Source organism: Amycolatopsis sp. NPDC041971, assembly GCF_055588925.1.
In genome coordinates, this window is record NZ_JBVJCE010000005.1 from 209,406 (window position 1) to 227,699 (window position 18,294).

Sequence of the window (18,294 nt, forward strand, 5' to 3'; positions counted from 1 at the left end):
TCAGACCCTCCGTTCACGGACGCCGGCGAACAGACCACCGGGTTTGAGCAGCAGCACCGCCATGAGGAGCACGAGCGCGGCGAGTGGCACCAGTTCCGCGCCGACGTAACCGCTCACGAGGCTCAACGACAGGCCGAGGAAGACGCCGCCGACGACCGCGCCGACCGGGCTGTCCAGCCCGCCTAGCACGGCGGCGACGAAGCCGTACACCACCACACCGTCCATATAGGACGGATGGACGAGGCCGCCGCCGGCGATCAGCAGGCCCGACAGCGAACCGGCGAGAGCGGCCAGCGCCCAGCCGAGGGTGAGCATCCGCCCGACCCGCACACCGAGCAGGCGGGCCACCTCCCGGTCGAACGCCGCCGCCCGCATCCGCAGGCCCAGATCGGTACCGCGGAAGAGCACCACGAGCCCGATCAGCACCACGCCGACGGCGGCGATGGTGAACACGCCGAATCCGGTCAGCGCGATCGTCGTGTCGCCGACCCGGAACCCGGTGAGCCCGAACGGCGCCGGGAAAGACCGGTACCGCGAGCCGAACACCAGCGCAGCCAATGCGTGCAACACGATGAACAATCCCAGGGTGAGGATCACGGCGTTGATCTCGGCCTTGCCGTCGACGAAGCGGACGACGAAACGTTCCACCAGCGCGCCGAGCACGAGCCCCGAAAGCAGGGCCACGGCGAAACCGGCCCAGTACGACCAGCCCGCGTCGATCAGGACCAGCGCCACGTAGGTGGTGATCATCGCCATCGGCGCCTGCGCGAAATTGACGATCCGCGTCGCCCGCCAGATCAGCACCAGCGCCAGCGCGAACGCGGCGTACACCGCACCCAGCGTGAGGCCGGTGAGCGCGGTGGTGAGCAGTTGCTGCACAGGGCTCCCTTTCAGAATCCGAGGTAGGCGTGCCGGAGGCCGTCGTCCGCGACGAGCGCGGCCGCGTCCCGCCGGACGACGACCTCGCCGAGGTTGAGCACGACGCCGTGGTCGGCGATGGACAGCGCGCTGCGCGCGTTCTGCTCGACCAGGACGACGGCGAGTCCTTCGTCGTGGACGAGACCACGCAGCAGGCCGAAGATCCGCGCCACGATCCGGGGCGCGAGCCCCAAGGACGGCTCGTCGAGCAGCAGCACCTTCGGCCGGGAAAGCAGCGCGCGGCCGATGACCAGCATCTGCCGTTCCCCGCCGGAAAGGACGTGCGCGAGACCGTTCTTGCGGTCGGCGAGTACGGGAAAGAGGTCGTAGATCCGGCGGAGATCGGCCGCCGTCGCGCGGCCGTGTGCCCCGAGCGCGCCGAGTCGCAGGTTCTCCTCGACGGTCAGTTCGGCCAGCACGCCGCGGCCTTCGGGCACATGCGCGAGTCCGAGCGCGGGAAGGTCCTCTGTGGACACTCGGCGCAGATCGCGCCCCGCGAGCGAGACGCTGCCGCCCGTCGGCCGTACGAGTCCGGAGATGGTTCGCAGCAAGGTGGTCTTGCCCGCGCCGTTCGCGCCGAGCACCGCGGTGATCTCGCCCGCCGCGGCCGAAAGGCTCACGGAATCGAGCGCACGCACCGGGCCATAGCTCGCCGAAAGGTGCTCAACGGTCAGCATCGGCCACCTCCTCGCCGAGGTAGGCCGCCTGGACCGCAGGATCCGCGCGGATCTCGTCCGGTGTCCCGCGGGCGATGACCTTCCCGAAGTCCAGCACCACGATCTCGTCGCAGACACTCATCACCAGATCCATGTGGTGCTCCACAAGCATCACCGACATGCGTTCGGTCAGCCCGCGGACCAGTGCACCGACCTCGGCGATCTCCACCGCCGACAGGCCCCCCGCCGGTTCGTCCAGCAGCAGCAGATCCGGTTCGGCGGCCAACGCTCGCGCCAAGGCGACTCTTTTCCTTACCGGATAAGGCAGACCGGCGGGATAGCGATGTGCGAGGTCGGCGATGCCGAACTCCTCCAACCGTGCCATCGCCCGCTCGGCCAACGCCTTCTCGCTCTTCGTCATACCCAGCAACGAAGTCCAGAAACCGGACTTCGCATGTCTTCCCGCCCCCACGAGCACGTTCTCCAGTACCGTCATCCGGTCGAACAGGCCGAGTTCCTGCAGGCTGCGGGCGATGCCGAGACCGGCGAGGTGATGCGGACGCAGTCGCCGCAGTTCCTTATCGCGCCAGGTCAGGGTGCCGGTGTCCGGGCGGATGAAACCGCACGCGACGTTGAAGAGCGTGGTCTTGCCCGCCCCGTTCGGGCCGATCACGCCGAGCACCCGGCCTGACGCGACGCTCAGGGAGACGTCCGACAGCGCGACGAGACCACCGAAGGTCACCGACACGCCGGACATCTCGAAGGTCGACAGGGTCACGCAAGAACTCCCAACGGAGAGAGGAGGTCCCGGCGCGGGCGCGCCGGGAACCAAGACGCTCAGGCGTGCGGACACGTGTCCCGGTAGTCGCTGATCGTGCGGTCGTCCGGGGCGGGGCAGAGGAACTGCTCATAGCGCGTGTCGTTGTCCACGAACCGCTTCAGCCACGAGATCGTGTACTTGGCCATGGTCGTGTTCGCGGTGTTCGGGAAGAAATGGCTCGCGTTGTCCAGTTCCATGTACGCCTTCTCCGACGAAGCGGGAATGCTGGTGTAGAACGGGATCGAATGCGACGCGACCGGCGCGACCGAATCGGATTCGCCGCCGATGACGAACGTCGGCACCCGCAGTGAGGACCACGACTTCTGGGTGTTCCATGCCGCGAGCGGCACCGCCGCCTGCAGCGAAGGCCGGTCCTGTGCCGCTTCGAGCGAACCGCCGCCGCCCATCGAGTGGCCCGCCACCGCGAGCCGGGTGGTGTCGACGCGGGACCGGACCGTGCTGCGCTGGGTCAGGTAGTCGAGCGCGGCCAGCAGCTGGTCACCGCGGCTGTCGGGCTGGTCGTAGATCGTGTTGGTGTCGATCGTGAACACCACGAAGCCCTGCGACGCCAGCCGCGGGCCGATCCACGCGATACTCGACTGGGTCGCGGTGAATCCCGGCGAGATGGCGACCGCGCCGAACGTGCCCTGGGCGGTGCTGGTGGGGTAGTAGATGGTGCCGCCGCCGAACCCGGTGACGGCCAGACTCGAAACGGAGGTCTGCGACACCGCGAACGAGCCGCGGGAGGCTTCGATGCCGCTCTCCGTCGGGTCCGGGCCTCGTTCGTAGGGATTCTCGGCGGCGTAGGCCGTGGGAGCGATTGTGAGTGCCGCGACGGTGGCCAGTCCACAAAGGATCCGGGTCGTACTACGCATGGTGCCCTCTCCGTTCGCCGTTGAACACAGTCCTTGGTGATGGACTGTGGCAAACCGCCGGAGGAGGCTGCATCGGTGAAATCGCCAGTCTTGATCCGCGAGGAGTTCCCGCCGGGCGGTCGCCCGTACGATCGGTGATCGTGAACCCCTCAGCCGAGGACATAGTCCGCACAGCGGCGCGGTGGATCGATCGCGGCGTCCGCGTCGACACCTCCGCCTTCGCCCAGGACCTTGGCATCTCGCGCAGCACCCTGTTCCGCCGTGTCGGCAACCGGGAGGACCTGCTCGGTGATGCCCTCTATTACCTGTCCGAGCGCACCCTGACGACCGCCGTACGCACCTGGGAGCGCGAAGAGGGCGATGTGGTGCGCAACGCGGCCGGTGACCTGCGCTGTCTTTCGATCATGCGCGAGTACCGGTCCGTGCTGGCGGCGAGTGCCGGGTTCCGGCGCTTCCTGGACGACGAACCGGTGCTGGCGATCCGGCTGCTCACCGATCCGGACGGACGCGTCCAGCCGAGGGTGATCGCGGCACATGTCGAGTTGCTTCGCCGCGACGTCGAGGACGGCGGTTTCGTGCCCGCGGTCAGCCTGGACAGCCTTTGTTACGCGATCGTGCGGCTGGGGGAGGCGTTCCTGTACTCGGACGTCCTCGCCTCCAGGGCACCCGATCTCGACGCGGCGTCGACACTGCTCGGAGCCCTCGTGGAAGGACGGGTGCTGAGCAGGACCTTGTGAAACACTTGCTCCTGGTGTTTCATCGAGAGGGATCTCGAGGAGGCGCCGATGCCTGTGTACCCGCTGCGGGGCAGGGACGACCTCTTCGGCGGGTTGCGGTCGGTCGCCGGGCGTGCAGTGCTGGTCCACGGCACGGAGGGGCTAGGTAAATCGGCCCTGCTCACGGCGCTGCGCGCCACCCTCGGCGTCCGTCTCGTCGGGGTGCGGGGCCTGCGAGCCGAAAGCGCGCTGCCGTTCGGCGCCCTGCATCGGATGTTCGGCACGCCCGTCTCCAGCGGCGTGGAGGCCAGGGATCGGCTCGGCGCCGTTTCGGTACCGACGATCTGCTGGGTCGACGACGCGCACTGGGTCGATCCGGAATCGTTGGCGGCCCTGGGTTTCGCGGGCAGGCGGTTGGCCGGGGTCCCGGTCGGCGTGGTGCTCGCGTCACGAGCCGGGTCCGACGAGTTCGACTCCGTCGAGCTGCCGCCGTTGACCGAATCCGCCGCCGACCTGGTGCTGCGTGACCGCGGTGTACCGGCCGGGGTGCGCCCGCAGCTGGTCGAACTGGGCGACGGGAACCCCGCCGATCTGGTCGCGCTGGCGGCTTCGTTGACGCCCGCGCAGGCGGCGGGGCGGGAGCCGGTGTCGCCGATCCTCCGGGATCGCTTGCCTCGCTACGCGGCCGAGCTCGACGCGATGCCGTTCGACGAGCGTCTCCGGTTCCTCGCCACCTGCATGGACTCTTCCGCGAGGAAGGCGACGTGGTACGCGGCGGCGTCACCGGCCGACCGCAGGGCGGCGCACGCGCGGCTGGCCTCCGCCGAGGAGGGGCCCGACGCGCTCTGGCATCGCGCGATGGCGGCCGCCACGCCGTCCGCGCCACTCGCCGACGCGCTCGCCGCCGCACCGGCGGTGGATCGCGCGGCCGCGGCGCGGCAGCTCGAACGCGCCGCGGCCCTGACCGCCGATCCGGCCACGCGGGCGAACCGGTTGCTGGCCGCGGCGGATGCGGCCTGGCAGGCGGGAAGACCGGGGTGGGCACGGCTGTTGCTGTCCAAAGTAGACACCGAGCCGGGTGCGGTGGCGTTGCTGCACGGGGAGATCGAGCTGCGTGACGGCGATCCCGCCGTCGCGACCCACGAACTCGGCGCGGCGGCGGAACTGCTGACCGATCCGGCCGCCGCGCTCCTGCTGGCTGGTGAGGCGCGGCGGCTCGGCGGCGATCTGAGCGGCTATCGGGTGCTCGCGCGGACGGTTCCCGTCGGAGAGGGGCTGGCCTTCTCGCATTTCCGTGGTCTGACGTCGGTTTACGCCGGACGTCACGAAGACGCCGTCGTCCCGCTGAACGAGGCCGTCGGCCGGGGGATGGCCGGCGCGGACGTCGCCGGAGCCGTGTGGGCCGCCGAAGCCGCCTTCGCCCGCGGTCATGCCGAACGGGCGCACGAATACGCGGCCGCGGCCGTGAGCCGCGCGCGGCTCGGCGAACGGCACGTGGAACTGCCGTGGGCGTTGATCTATCTGTCGCTCTCGGCCATCGCGCTCGACCGGATCCCGTGCGCGCGAGCGGCGTCCCGCGACGGTCTGCACGCGCCCCACAACCTGCGGATGGAACATCTGACCTTGCTGGGGCTGGCCGCCGCGCTCCTCGGCGACCGCGTACCGGAACTGGACGAGGCGACCGAAGGCATCGCCGAACGCGGTCTCGGCAGGCCCGCCGCCGTCGCCTCGTGGGCGAACGCCTGCCTGGACCTGGCCGAAGGCCGGCCCGACGACGCCCTGAGCAGGCTCGAAGATCTCGCTTCCGGCGTCTCCGGCGACCAGCCGGTGATCCGGGTGCTGGCCACTCCACAACTCGTCGAGGCCGCTGTCGGCTCCGGCCGCACCGAACGGGCCTTGGCCGCGCTGGAGGTTTTCGACCGCTGGACCCTGGCTGGAGCGGAACCCTGCTGGCTCGCGCTGAGCCACCGCTGCCACGCGATGACCGCGCCGGATCCGCAGACGGCGGAACGGCGTTTCCGGCTGGCCATCGACGCGCACCGGCGGGCGGGCGGTGCGGTGGAACTCGCCAGGACCCGGTTCGCCTACGCCACCCTGCTGCGCCGTCACCGGCGCACCCGGGACGCGCGCGATCAGTTCCGTGATGCCTTGCGCGGCTTCGAAAACGTCGGCGCGAAGCGGTTCGCCGAACGGGCCCGCGCCGGACTGCGCGCCACCGGCGAGACCGTCGACGTGCCGCACCGATCACTCGCCGGACTCACCCCGCAGCAGGACGCCATCACCCGGCTGGTGGCGGCGGGGGAGACGAACAAGGAGATCGCGCGGCGGCTGGTGATCAGCCACCGGACGGTGGATCACCACCTGCGGAACATCTTCACGGCACTGGGTGTCCGGTCCCGCGTGGAACTCGCGCGCCGCGTCGCCGCCGGCGAATGACGAACTCACGTGCTCAAAGCCGTAACTCACGTGCTCAGAGCCGGAACTCGCGTGTTCCGTCTCTGAGCACGCGAGTTCGTCATTCGATCACGCGAGTTCCGTCTTCAAGCACGTGAGTCGCGGGCACGGTCTCGCGTCACCGGCAGGCGAGGACCGGGGCCTGCGGACGACCACCGCCCTGCAGGTCGCTCAGCGGAACCCTGGCCAGGCCGAGGATCGCCTGCGCGGTCGCGCGCGGGGCGGTCGCCGGGTTCAGGCCGGTGGCGTCGTAGGCGATCGCGCCGCGGTCCGCTTCGGCACCGGTGCAGCCGGTTTGCAGTGACCGCAGGAATTTCCGCGCCTTGACCGCGGCGGCGGGACGGTGACCGTCCAGCGCTTCGGCGGCGAGGCCGGTGCTGTTGGCGTTCGGCGCGTCGGTGCCGAAACCGAAGCCGCCGTTCGCGTGCTGTTCGGTGACGAGCCACGAAGTACCCTCGCCGGCGTTCACCGCGTCGCCGGTGGCACGCAACGCCTGCACGACCGTCGCGGTCGCGTCGACGTCGCTCGTGCACGTCGCTTCGCCGAAGTTCTGCGGGAAACCGCCGTCCGGGCACTGGCTGCCCGCGAGGAACGCCACGGCTTGCGCGGGGGCGCCGCCGGGGGTGCGGTCCAGCGCCAGCAACGCGAGCGACTGCGAGAGGGCGTTGGAGTAATCGCCGTATTCGGAGCGGTCGGAGAACCGGCCGGACGACGTGAGCAACGAGAGTAAACCCGCTTTCAGATCGACACCGCCGAACGACGCCGGGTCCTTGCCCCGGATCTGCGCGGCGAGCAGCAGTTTCGCGTGCGCCCCCGCGTAGGCCTCGGTGCCGCCGCCGACGTAGCCGGTGGTGATCTCCGGTTTCGCCAGCCACGCGATCGCCTTGCCCGCGTTCGTGTCCGACACCCCGGCCGCGGCGAACGCGAAGATCGCGTCGATCGTCAAACCCTGGTCGGGGAACTTCTGGCCGCCGAAGTCGGCCTCGAACCTTTCCCCGTCGGTCATCTGCCTGGCGAGCCAGCCCGCGGCGGCGTCCGCCTTGTTGTGAGTGGCCGCGGTCGCCGCCGGAGCGGCGACCAGCCCGACGCCGCACAGCATGGCGACAGCGAAAACCAAACGTCTCATGAGAACCCTTTCCCCCGACGACCGCGTGAACGACCCGAAGAGTCTCATCCCGGTCAAGCGCCGGGGTACCGCCGGGCGCGACGGGCCGATGTGATCCTGGCGACCGACCTGGTCAGCGGTGTCTGCCGGAGGTGATCGAGTGTTAACCTCGGCTGGCTCGACAACTGAACACCGCCGCCCGTGACGGGGAAGCCGGTCGAAATCCGGCGCTGTCGCGCAACCGTGGGCCCCTCACCAGGGCGAGCCGGGATACCGAACGGACGGATGAAACGAACCACTGTCGCGATCAACAGGGGTGACTGCGGCGTCCCGCGCCTGTCCTCCGTCATGCCGCAAGGAGGAGTCATGCGCCGCGGATACCTGGCCGCTGTGGCGTTCGCCGTCAGCGTCGGCGTGGTCGCCGCACTGCTCACCGGAACGGCCACAGCCGCGAACGACCCTGACGCGGCGAAGGCGAACTCCCGCTGGCTCGCGACGAAATTGCAGCCGGACGGCACGTTCGAGAACCCCGACGGTGGTGCGCTGCCCGACCACGGCCTGATGCTCGACGCGCTCTTCGCGATGTACGCCGCGGGCGAAGGTCAGCGCGCCGAGCCGATCGTGAAGTTCCTCGACGAGCAGGGCCACGCCACCGACTACTTCACCTGGGACAAGCTCGTTCCCGAGCCCGGATCCGACCAGGTCATCGTCGGCGGCTCGCTGGCCAAGACGCTGGTCGCCGCCCAGGTCTCCGGCCGGAATCCGCGGAACTTCGACGGCCACGACCTGGTCGCCGAGACCCAGGCCGCGATCATGCGCGAGGGGCCCGACAAGGGCCGTGTCAGCGACTATTCGAAGATCCCCGAGTTCGCCGACGCGGTGAGCAACAACGCGAACATGTTCGGCCAGGCGCTCGGCGTGATCGGGCTCGCAACGGCCGGTGTGAACGATCGCCTCGCCATCGACAAGCTGTTGACCCAGCAGTGTTCCGAGGGCTATTTCCGCGTTTTCTTCGGCTTCATCCAGACGACCGAGACGGGCGATCACGTCATCCCGGGCGGCTACAAGATCTCCTCGTGCGACGAAGGCAAGCCGATCGGCCAGTCGGCGCCCGACGGTGACGCCACCGGTCTCGCCCTTTCGGCGTTGCTGGCCGCGCGGAAGGCGGGCGCGACCGGCCTCGACGCCCCGATCACCAAGACGGTTTCGTGGCTCACCGCGAACCAGACCGCCGGTGGCGGCTGGGGCGGCGGCGTCGGCACCGAAGCGCCGAACAGCAACAGCACCGGGCTGATCGTCCAGGCGCTCGCCGAAGTCGGTGGAGCGACCGCGGCGGTGGACAAGGGCGTGCGGTACCTCAAATCCGCGCAGGCGAACGCCGCGGCCGACGCGGGCAACCGCCTCGCGGGCGACCTCGGCGCGATCGCCTACAACCCTGCCGCCTACGAGGCCGCCCGCACCTCGGGAATCAGGGGGCTCGACACCTGGATCCGCGCGGGCGCCCAGGCCTCGCTCGGGTTGGCGCAGGTCGGCTTCTCCACGCTCGCGAAGGGCGGCGGACTGCCACCGGCCAGCAGCGTCTCGACCACGCCGTCGGAAACGGGATCGCCCACCAGCACTCCGACTTCGACCACGAGTGATCCGGCACCGACCAGCACCACCGCGACGGCAACAACCACCACCACAACGACCACGACGACCACGACCACGACGACCTCGACCACCACGACGTCGGTGACGCCGACGCCCGGAACGTCCTCGACCGGCGCCCCCGCACCGAGCACGGTCACCGTCACGAGCCCCCCGCCCCCGGCCGGACCGCGGGAGACCAAGCCCGCTCCGAAAACCACGACGCCGAAGTCCAAGAAGGCCGTCACTCCCAGGGTGTCCACCGGTGCCCGGGTTCCGCCGCCGACCGCGATCGCCACCCCGGCCACGGCGCCACCGGCCTCCCGCCTCGGTGCCTACCTGACGAACCGGCTCGTCGGCGGCGACCACGTCGAGGTCACCGAGGACGGGAAGACCTACGTCGACTACGACGCCACCGCCGATCTGGTGCTGGCCCTGCGGGCGCTGGACCAGCGGCCGGACACGGTCGCCCGCGCGTCGAAGTTCCTGCTGGCACCGGAAGCCGTGCGGGCCTACGCCCACGGCGCGCCGTACGAACAGGGCGGCGCGTCCTACGCCGAACCGCTCGCGAAGCTCGTGCTCGTCGCCGAATTCGCCAAGGCGGACATCGCCGGGCAATTGCGTGCCGATCTGGTGAAGCTGCGCGACGCCGATGGCGAGTTCACCGACACCGGATCGTTCGCCGACGCCGACGAGACCGTGGAACGGCACGCTTGGGCGGTGCTCGCCACCGCGGCCGATCCCGGTCCCGCGGTCGAACTGCTCCTCTCGCGCCAGTGCGCCGACGGAACCTTCCCGAAGCATCTCGACACCGCGGAATGCGGTTCCGGGGACCTGGGGGCGACCGCCGCCGCGGTCACCGCGCTGGCCGCCCGTCCGCGCACCGACGCCGCGCCTTCGACCAGGCGCCCGGACGGCTGGAGCGAGCGGCGCGTGTCGGCGTTCGCCGCCGCGGTGGACGCGCTCGGCGTCCGGCCGACCGGCGAGGGCATGGTGACCGGCGAGGGCGGCGAGCCGGATGTCGTGCTGAGTGCCGCCGTCGCCGCCGCGCGGCAGGTCGCCGGTCTCGACGCGAGCGGAACCGCGCGTTCACTGGGCAACCTGGTCCAGGCCGACGGCGGGTTCGCCAAGGGACCCGTCGCGGCGAGCGACGGGAAGACCGATTTCCCGACCAGTCTGGCCGCCGCGCAAGGAGTCGCGGGCCGGTCGTGGCTCGCCGCCGCCGATTCACCGCTGTCGCCCGCGATCCGGCTTCCGCTGTCCGAGGCGAAGCCGGCCGATGCCGCCGCGTCCGGCACACCCACGCTGGCCGCGGCCCAGTCCGGCTCCCAGCCGTCGTGGCTGGTCTGGGGACTCCTCGGGTTCGCTGTCCTGCTGCTGACCGCCATCGCGTTCGTCCTATGCCGTTTCATCAAGAAAAAGGGGGCAACACCATGAAGAGACTGTTCGCCGTGACGTCCGTCCTCATCGGACTGATCGGGCTTTCCGCCGCACCCGCGAACGCGGTCGACACCACCAAGGGGTACGACGGCGTCTGCGCCGGGGCCGACGCGACCACCGGTGTCACCGTCGTGGTCGACTTCCAGGAACTGGACGGAAACGGCGGCACCGCCGCGCCGACGATCACCCGCTGTTCGCCCGACGCGGCCCCGGGCACCGCTCGCACGGGGATCAAGGCGTTGCAGGACGCGGGGATCGCGGTCGCCGGGACCGCCCGCTGGGGGCTCGGTTTCGTCTGCCGCCTGGAAGGCCGTCCGGCCGCGACGGAGACCCTCCCGCTCTCGACCAAGCCGAACTACAAGGAGCCGTGCGTCACCACCCCGCCCGCGGGCGCGTACTGGGGTTACTGGCACGCCGACGGTTCCGGTTCCACCTGGACCTACAGCAGCACAGGTGCCCTCAACCGCACTGTGACCCCCGGTGGTTTCGAGGGCTGGTCGTTCTCGCTGAACAAGTCGGCGGGCACCAATCCGCCGCCCCGTGTCACGCCGGCGGGTCCGACCGCCCCATGAAAAGGATCCTCGGCGTGGTGGCGGCGGTCTTCCTGATCGCCGCCACGGTGCCGTCCGCGCACGCCATCGACCAGGGCAAGGGGTATCCCGGGTTCTGCAAGGACGGCAACGGGGTCACCGTGGTGGTGGACTTCCAGCAGCTCGGCGGCACGACCATCGTGCGCTGCAATCCACAGACCACCCGCGGCACCGGGCTGGACGCGCTCAAGGGCGCCGGATTCCAGATCGCCGGGGTTCGGCGCTGGGGCGAGTCGTTCGTCTGCCGGGTCGAGAACCGCCCATCGGCGGCCGAAAACGTCCCGATCACCGGCCGCGACAAGTACCGGGAGCTGTGCGTGGACACACCCCCGGCGCAGGCTTACTGGTCCTACTGGCACGCCTCGAACAACTGCGCGTGGGACTACAGCCAGTGGGGCGTCAAGAACCGTGACTTCATCCCCGGTGGCTTCGAAGGCTGGTCGTTCTCCTTGAACGCCACAGCCGACGACAACTCGGCCCCGCGGATCTCCGCGGTACGGCCGGGCACGGAAAGCCGGCCGTGCGTGCCGCGTGAGGAAGCCGAGCCGGCCACCGGCGACCCCGGCGAGCGGCAGCAGCGACCGCAGCCCGGGAACGGTCAACCGGCCGAGGGTCCGCAAGCGACGACCGGCGCGGAACCCGGTGCGGGAGAGGTTCCGGCGGCGGGGCCGAGCTCCGGCGCGCTGCCGCCGCCCAAGCCACGTCCGAGCGCGTCGGCGCGGCCGAAGGCGAAGGACCCGTCGTCGAACGTCGCGTTCACCGGTGGGGAGAACGCCGAAGACGTCAACGCGGTGATCGAACGCGAGTCCGGGGCCAGCGACTGGGCGCCCTGGGCCGCCGGCGGCGCGGTACTGGCGTTGTGCGTGGCAGGATTCCTGGTGGCACGCAGACGCAAACGCGCACAAGGGGTTTGATGACGTCCTACTTCCTGCCGCGCGACCTGCATCCTGCCGCGTGGTGGGTGTGGGCGCTGGGGCTCGCCGTCGCGGCGACCCGCACGACGAACCCGTGGCTGCTGCTGACCATCGTGGCCGTCGCGGGGTACGTCGTCGCGGCCCGGCGCGGTGAAGCGCCGTGGGCGCTGGCCTTCCGGCTCTACCTGTACCTCGGCGCGTTCATCGTCGCGATCCGCGTGTTCTTCCGTGTCGTGTTCGGCGGTGCCGAGGGCTCCACGATCCTCCTGCGGCTGCCCGAGATCCCGCTGCCGGAATGGGCGGCGGGTATCCGGCTCTTCGGCGACGTGTCCGCGGAATCGTTGCTGGGCGGGCTTTACGACGGGATGCGGCTGGCGGCGATGGTGATCTGCCTCGGCGCGGCCAACGCGCTCGCGAACCCGAAACGGCTGCTCAAGGCGATGCCGCCGGCGTTGTACGAAGTGGGCACGGCGGTGATCGTCGCGCTGTCGGTGTTCCCGCAGCTCGCCGAAAGCGTGCTGCGGGTCCGGCGGGCACGCAAGCTGCGCGGTGGCTCGGGCAAGAAGAAGGTGAAGGTCCTGCACACCGTCCTCATCCCGGTGCTGGAGGACGCGCTTTCCCGTTCGCTGCAGCTAGCCGCGTCGATGGACTCACGCGGCTACGGTCGCGCCGGACTGGTCGAGGCGCGGGCGAGGCTGATCACGGGAACGCTGATGATCGTCGGCCTGATCGGCGTCTGCGTCGGTGTTTACGCCACTTTGGACGGTTCGACACCGCGATACCTCGCCGCACCGGTGCTTTCGGCGGGATCGGTGATCGGGTTGATCGGGTTCTGGTCGGCGGGCAAACGGGTGCGGCGCACCCGCTACCGGCCGGATCGCTGGCGGCTGCCGGAAATCGTCGTCGCCGTCAGCGGGATCGGCGTCGCGGCGATCCTGTTCGTGACGTCCAGCGTGAACCCGATGAACATGAACCCGTCGTTGATCGACCTGTCCTGGCCGGCGCTTTCGTGGGGGCCGCTGCTCGGAGTCCTGATCGGTGTGCTGCCCGCCTTCCTGACCCCGGTACCTGAACCTCCCTACGCCGCACTCGAAGAACCAGTGCTCGAAAAAGAAGTGCACGCATGATCGAACTCGACCACGTCTCCTTCACCTATCACGGCCGCTCCGAACCGGTGCTGGCCGACGTGACACTGTCCATCGGTGAAGGCGAACTCGTGCTGTTCGCGGGCCGCACGGGGGCGGGCAAGTCCACGCTGCTCGGCACGATCAACGGTCTCGTGCCGCATTTCACCGGCGGCCACCTCGAAGGGACGGTCTCCGTCGACGGTGTCACGACGCGATCCCGGCCGCCGCGCGAGTTCGCGCACCTCGTCGGCGTCGTCGGCCAGGACCCGCTCGCGGGTTTCGTCACCGACACGGTCGAGGACGAACTCGCCTACGGGATGGAACAACTCGGCCTGAGCCCGCAGGTGATGCGCCGCCGGGTGGAAGAGACCCTCGACCTCCTCGGCATCGCGGAACTGCGCAGGCGCGCGCTGCGGACGCTGTCCGGCGGGCAGCAGCAACGGGTGGCGATCGGCTCGGTGCTGACCACACATCCCAAGGTGCTGGTGCTGGACGAGCCGACGTCGGCGCTGGACCCGACCGCGGCCGAGGAGGTGCTGGCGACGCTGGCCAGGCTGGTCGAGGACCTCGGCACGACGGTGCTCATGGCCGAGCACCGGATGGAACGCGTGATCCCGTTCGCGGACCGGATGATCCATGTCCCGGGCACCGGGGAAGTGCTCGATGGAACGCCGCCGGAGGTGTTGCGGGACATGCCCATCGCGCCTCCCATCGTCCACTTGGGACGGTTGGCGGGCTGGGACCCGCTGCCGATGTCGGTGCGCGATGCCCGGCGGCGCGCGTCGACGCTGGCCCTCGGCACCCCGCCCGCGCGAAGCACGACGGACGGCGAAGAGTTGCTGACCGCGTCGGGGGTCGTCGTGCGGTACGGGCCGAAGGTCGCGGTGCGGGAGGTCGACCTGACCCTGCGCGCCGGCGAGGTGCTGGCGATGATGGGACGCAACGGTTCCGGCAAGTCGTCGCTGTTGTGGGCGGTGCAGGGTTCCGGTCCCCGCCAGGGTGGCGAGGTCACCGTGGAAGGCAAAGATCCGAAGACGTTGAGCAGCGCGGCGGCCCGTGCCCTCGTCGGCATGGTGCCGCAGACCGCGAGTGACCTGCTGTACCTCCAGACGGTCGCGGCGGAATGCGAGGCCGCCGACGCGGAATCGGGTGCCGAGCCGGGTCATTGCCGGGACTTGCTCGACAGGCTCGCCCCGGGCATCGATCCCGCGTCGCATCCGAGGGACCTTTCGGAGGGGCAGCGTCTCGCGCTCGTGCTCGCGGTGCAGTTGTCCGCCGCGCCGCGGATCATGCTGCTGGACGAACCGACCCGTGGCCTCGACTACACCGCGAAGTCGGCGCTGGCGCGGATGATCGCGTCGCTGACCGCCGAAGGCAGGGCGGTCGTCGTGGCCACCCACGACGTCGAGTTCGTCGCGACGATCGCGCACCGCGTACTAGTGATGGCGGAAGGGGAGGTCGTCTCCGACGGCCCGACCGGCGAGGTGCTCGGCGGTTCCCCGGCGTTCGCCACGCAGATCGCCAAGATCCTCGGGGAGCCTTGGCTCACCGTCGAAGACGTCCGATCAGCGCTGCCACGGGAGGTCTCGTGAGGACGGCGCCCGCGGTCCGGCTGGGTCCGCGCTCGGCGACGGTGCTCGGCCTCGCGTCGATCGCGGGGCTGATGATGTTCCTCTGGCCGCTTCTGGTCCGCGTCGAACCGCAGTCGATGCAGCACGGCCCGGACGCGCCTTTCGTGTTCCTCGGGATCCTGCCGATCCTGATCGTCATCGTGCTGGCCGAACTGTCCGAAGGGGGCATGGATTCCAAGGCCCTCGCGATGCTCGGCGTGCTTTCGGCGGTGAACGCCGCCCTGCGGCCCCTCGGCGCGGGGACCGCGGGCATCGAAACCGTGTTCTTCCTGCTGGTGCTGGCCGGGCGGGTGTTCGGGCCCGGCTTCGGTTTCGTGCTGGGCTGTACGTCGATGTTCGCCTCGGCGCTGCTGACCGCCGGGGTGGGACCGTGGCTGCCGTTCCAGATGATGTGCTCGGCGTGGATCGGGATGGTCGCGGGACTGCTGCCGCGCCGCGTCACCGGCAAGGCCGAGGTCGCGATGCTCGTCGCCTACGGGATCTTCGTCGCGTACGTGTTCGGATTCCTGATGAACCTGTGGTTCTGGCCGTTCATCACCGACGCCGAAGTGCCGTACCACGACGGGCACATCTCGTACGTGCCCGGCGCTCCGGTGCTGGAGAACCTGCACCGGTTCGCCGTGTTCACGCTGCTGACTTCGACGGCGGGATGGGACACGGGGCGCGCGATCACCAACGCGGTGGCGATCCTGGTGCTGGGACCGGCCGTACTCGCGACGTTGCGCCGGGCGTCGCGGAAGGCTTCCTTCGGGGTGATTCCGTCGTTCACCGATGGTCCGTCCCGCGTTTAGCCGGCTGAACGCGGGACGTGGTAGGCGGCGGTGAGCGCGATCGCGCCCCAGCGGGGTCGTGGTCAGCAGTGGGATTCGGCCGTGGCTTTGAGGTCCTTCAACCAGCCTTCGAGGCCCCAGCCGAGGAATTTGGTCGCGGTGGGCACATCGGCCTCGACCTGGGCGCCGGACCAGTTCTCCTCGGTGCGGACGAGGACACCGCCCTTGACCTCGGTGAAGTTCCAGACGTGGACGCCGTTGTCGATGCTGAGGCCCTCACCGATCGCGGGCCCGCTCCAGCGGAGGCACTTGCCTCGCTGGATCTGGTGGACGGTCGAGGTGATCGACAACGTGGTGGCGGGCGTCGTGGCCGTGGGCGGCACCGGGGTGGTCCAGTGGAACCGGGAGTTCTTCCGGAGTGGGCCCCAGTCCAGTCGCTCGTTGCTCAGCACCGGCTCCTGCCACGACGGCCAGCGTTCGACGTCGGTCTGGAGTCGCCAGATCTTGCTCAGGGGAGCGTTGATCAGGGTCTCGGTGCGGTAGTGGATCGGGGCCTTCGTGTCGATGGTCTTGCCCTGACAGGAAAGCGGCGCCGGGGAAGTGGTGGTGGTGGCCTGCGCGGGGGTCACGGCGCCGCCCAGCAGGCCGATCGCCAACGGGAGGGCGAGCGCGGCGGCCCTGGCGACGGTGCGGCGGCGGGTCTTGGTGTCCGTCATGTTCTTCTCCTTGTCCGGAGCGGCTGGTTATCGCCGCTTGCGATAGTTAGAGGCTATAACCAAGTGACGGTGAGTGTCAATAAGAAAAGTGATAACCTCTAACGCGGCAGGGCGGTGAGCCGGGAAGGAGCGGTCGATGGACACGGACGGGAAGACCTCGCGTGAGCGTTACCGTGCTCAGGTACGCGCGGAGATCAAGCAGTACGCGTGGGAGCAGCTGGCCACGGCGGGCGTGTCCGCGTTGTCCCTCAACGCGATCGCGAACCACGTGGGTATGAGCGGACCCGCGCTGTACCGGTACTTCGCCGGCCGCGACGAACTGATCACGGACCTCATCCGCGACGCCTATCGAAGCCTCGCCGACACCGTCCAGGCCGCCGCCGCGTCCGGCGGCGTGGCCGAAGTCGCTCGCGCCGTCAGGGAATGGGCACTGAAGGATCCGCAGCGATACCTGTTCGTCTACGGGACCCCGATCCCCGGCTATCGCGCGCCCGGCGACACGACGGAGATCTCGAACGAGATCATGGCCGCGCTGATCGAGGTCCACGCCGCTTGCCCGGACGACGGAAGGGCGACGCCGTTCGTCAGCCATCTCGAGGGCCATCTTGAATGGGCGGGTGATTCATCGGTGCCGTCCGCGGTTCTCCGCCGTGCCGTGACGTTCTGGACCCGGCTTCACGGTGTCCTGTCCCTCGAACTGGCAGGCCATTTCGACGGCATGGGATTCGACCCCGCCTTGTTGTTCGCGGCCGAGCTGGACGATTTGCTCGCCGGAGTGCCCCAACCCTCGTGATCGTTGTGCTAGCTTCCGGGGATGCGCGGAGGATCCAGGGTTCCTTTCGGTCGTACGCTCGCGGTGATCGCGTCGGTGCTCCTGGCTTCGCTGATCGGCCCCGGTGCCGTCGCGAACGCGTCGGGCGGGCATCCCTCGCGGCATGGCCGCGAATGCGCCACCCCTTCGATCGACCGGTTGCAGCATTGGCTCGCCTCCGGCGAGGGCACCACGATTCCGCCGGCCGGCAGCCTGCTCGTCCGCGAACGCGGCGGTTACGCGGCCAAGGTGACCTTCCTCAACGCCGAATGGCACGTGGTCGTGGTGTGGCTGGGGAATCAGTTCGAAGCGCAAGCGGATCTCTCGAAATCCGCCGGTTTCTGGATGACCTACAGCGCGACCGACGACCTCTACGTCCAGCTGCGCCCGGCCTCGCACTGGAGCGGCGGCGACAAGTGGCTCACGAAGGTGCCGTCGACCGGCGGGAAGATCGTGAAGAAGTTCTTCGGTTTCAAGGCTGACGCGTGGTCCACACTGCCCGAGCTGGGTACGCCCGCCTACTCCTTCGCCTCGGCGCTGACCGAGGCGCGCGGGCTGGTCTTCGTCGGCAAGACCCCGAACAAGCTCGACTTCCGCGGTCTCTCGATCGACCGCTACCGGCCGCCCTGCCGCTGAATTCCTCTCGGTATTCACCTGTCCGGAGTGGCGGCGGCAGCGCACCGTGACCGATTTGTCCTGTACGGTGAACCTTCAGCCGCCTTGCACGAACGATCCGAGGAGTACCCCAGATGAGCCTGTTCGACTCGCTGAAGGAAAAGGCCGCCGAACTCCTGGGTGGCGCGGGCGACAAGGTCAGCGAGTTGACCGGCGTCGACCTTTCCGGCGCCGCCGACCAGGCCACCCAGTCCGCCGGCGGACTGGCCGAGACCGGCCAGGGCCTCGCCGAGAACGCCACCACCGCGGGCCAGGGTCTCGCGGAGACCGGCCAAGGGTTCGCCGAGACCGGCCAGGGGTTCGCCGAGAACGCCACCACCGCGGGCCAAGGCGCCGTCGACTCGGCCACCGCGGCCGGTCAGGGCGTCGTCGACTCCACCGGTTCCCTCGGTGACACCGCCACCGGACTCGCCGGCGACGCGATCGACCCGAACGCCCGGCGCTGAC

General features: G+C 69.9%; 17 protein-coding genes and 1 riboswitch. Of the genes, 11 read left to right on the top strand and 6 right to left on the bottom strand.

What is annotated here, in order from left to right; translation table 11 throughout:
• The 4 genes from ACZ6DT_RS13740 to bdeA all read right to left on the bottom strand — a co-directional run bounded on the left by ACZ6DT_RS13740 (position 1) and on the right by bdeA (position 3,269).
• The gene (locus ACZ6DT_RS13740) at positions 1-879 is read right to left on the bottom strand and encodes a branched-chain amino acid ABC transporter permease (RefSeq protein WP_465593541.1); all 879 of its coding nucleotides are present in this window, start codon (positions 877-879) and stop codon (positions 1-3) included.
• An 11-nt stretch (positions 880-890) separates the two neighbouring features.
• Positions 891-1,595 (bottom strand): ABC transporter ATP-binding protein, encoded by a 705-nt coding sequence (locus tag ACZ6DT_RS13745; protein WP_465593544.1) that lies wholly within the window; start codon positions 1,593-1,595, stop codon positions 891-893.
• A complete protein-coding gene (locus ACZ6DT_RS13750; RefSeq protein WP_465593986.1) occupies positions 1,582-2,331 on the bottom strand; it encodes an ABC transporter ATP-binding protein in 750 nt (249 codons plus the stop codon). Before ACZ6DT_RS13750 ends, ACZ6DT_RS13745 begins: the two co-directional genes overlap by 14 nt.
• An 80-nt stretch (positions 2,332-2,411) precedes the next feature.
• Entirely contained in the window at positions 2,412-3,269 is an 858-nt protein-coding gene (gene bdeA / locus ACZ6DT_RS13755; RefSeq protein ID WP_465593547.1) for a bis(hydroxyethyl) terephthalate hydrolase, read from the bottom strand.
• 140 nt (positions 3,270-3,409) lie between these two features.
• On the opposite strand from bdeA, the gene ACZ6DT_RS13760 reads away from it, so the two are divergent.
• Together ACZ6DT_RS13760 and ACZ6DT_RS13765 are read left to right on the top strand one after the other, a co-directional pair.
• Positions 3,410-4,006, top strand: coding sequence for a QsdR family transcriptional regulator (locus tag ACZ6DT_RS13760; protein WP_465593550.1), 597 nt, complete (start codon positions 3,410-3,412; stop codon positions 4,004-4,006).
• Between the two features lie 48 nt (positions 4,007-4,054).
• Positions 4,055-6,421: a helix-turn-helix transcriptional regulator gene (locus tag ACZ6DT_RS13765; protein ID WP_465593553.1), complete on the top strand. Its 2,367-nt coding sequence runs from the start codon at positions 4,055-4,057 to the stop codon at positions 6,419-6,421.
• A gap of 136 nt (positions 6,422-6,557) precedes the next feature.
• Here the strand turns inward: ACZ6DT_RS13765 and ACZ6DT_RS13770 are convergent, their stop codons facing one another.
• Entirely contained in the window at positions 6,558-7,565 is a 1,008-nt protein-coding gene (locus tag ACZ6DT_RS13770; protein ID WP_465593556.1) for a peptidase, read from the bottom strand.
• A gap of 186 nt (positions 7,566-7,751) precedes the next feature.
• A riboswitch (cobalamin riboswitch) is annotated at positions 7,752-7,819 on the top strand.
• A gap of 91 nt (positions 7,820-7,910) precedes the next feature.
• Between ACZ6DT_RS13770 and ACZ6DT_RS13775 the strand changes: the two genes are divergently transcribed.
• Genes ACZ6DT_RS13775 through ACZ6DT_RS13800 form a run of 6 tightly spaced genes read left to right on the top strand, consistent with a single transcriptional unit; the run spans position 7,911 to position 15,666 of the window.
• Positions 7,911-10,610, top strand: coding sequence for a hypothetical protein (locus ACZ6DT_RS13775; RefSeq protein WP_465593559.1), 2,700 nt, complete (start codon positions 7,911-7,913; stop codon positions 10,608-10,610).
• Entirely contained in the window at positions 10,607-11,185 is a 579-nt protein-coding gene (locus tag ACZ6DT_RS13780) for a flagellar hook-length control protein FliK (protein WP_465593562.1), read from the top strand. Before ACZ6DT_RS13775 ends, ACZ6DT_RS13780 begins: the two co-directional genes overlap by 4 nt.
• A complete protein-coding gene (locus ACZ6DT_RS13785; protein WP_465593564.1) occupies positions 11,182-12,117 on the top strand; it encodes an ABC transporter substrate-binding protein in 936 nt (311 codons plus the stop codon). The genes ACZ6DT_RS13780 and ACZ6DT_RS13785 overlap by 4 nt, the downstream gene beginning before the upstream one ends.
• Positions 12,117-13,244 (top strand): energy-coupling factor transporter transmembrane component T, encoded by a 1,128-nt coding sequence (locus ACZ6DT_RS13790; RefSeq protein WP_465593567.1) that lies wholly within the window; start codon positions 12,117-12,119, stop codon positions 13,242-13,244. The genes ACZ6DT_RS13785 and ACZ6DT_RS13790 overlap by 1 nt, the downstream gene beginning before the upstream one ends.
• A complete protein-coding gene (locus ACZ6DT_RS13795) occupies positions 13,241-14,836 on the top strand; it encodes an ABC transporter ATP-binding protein (protein ID WP_465593570.1) in 1,596 nt (531 codons plus the stop codon). Before ACZ6DT_RS13790 ends, ACZ6DT_RS13795 begins: the two co-directional genes overlap by 4 nt.
• Positions 14,833-15,666 carry an ECF transporter S component gene (locus ACZ6DT_RS13800; protein ID WP_465593573.1) on the top strand — a complete coding sequence of 278 codons (834 nt, stop codon included), beginning with the start codon at positions 14,833-14,835 and terminating at the stop codon, positions 15,664-15,666. Before ACZ6DT_RS13795 ends, ACZ6DT_RS13800 begins: the two co-directional genes overlap by 4 nt.
• A 62-nt stretch (positions 15,667-15,728) precedes the next feature.
• Here the strand turns inward: ACZ6DT_RS13800 and ACZ6DT_RS13805 are convergent, their stop codons facing one another.
• Positions 15,729-16,361, bottom strand: a complete 633-nt coding sequence (locus ACZ6DT_RS13805) for an SRPBCC family protein (RefSeq protein WP_465593577.1) — start codon at positions 16,359-16,361, stop codon at positions 15,729-15,731.
• 136 nt (positions 16,362-16,497) lie between these two features.
• Between ACZ6DT_RS13805 and ACZ6DT_RS13810 the strand changes: the two genes are divergently transcribed.
• From ACZ6DT_RS13810 to ACZ6DT_RS13820, 3 genes are all read left to right on the top strand, one after another.
• The gene (locus tag ACZ6DT_RS13810) at positions 16,498-17,154 is read left to right on the top strand and encodes a TetR/AcrR family transcriptional regulator (RefSeq protein WP_465593580.1); all 657 of its coding nucleotides are present in this window, start codon (positions 16,498-16,500) and stop codon (positions 17,152-17,154) included.
• A 63-nt stretch (positions 17,155-17,217) separates the two neighbouring features.
• The gene (locus tag ACZ6DT_RS13815; protein ID WP_465593989.1) at positions 17,218-17,808 is read left to right on the top strand and encodes a hypothetical protein; all 591 of its coding nucleotides are present in this window, start codon (positions 17,218-17,220) and stop codon (positions 17,806-17,808) included.
• Positions 17,809-17,921: 113 nt separating this feature from the next.
• A complete protein-coding gene (locus ACZ6DT_RS13820; RefSeq protein ID WP_465593583.1) occupies positions 17,922-18,293 on the top strand; it encodes a hypothetical protein in 372 nt (123 codons plus the stop codon).
• The last annotated feature ends 1 nt before the right edge of the window (position 18,294 follow it).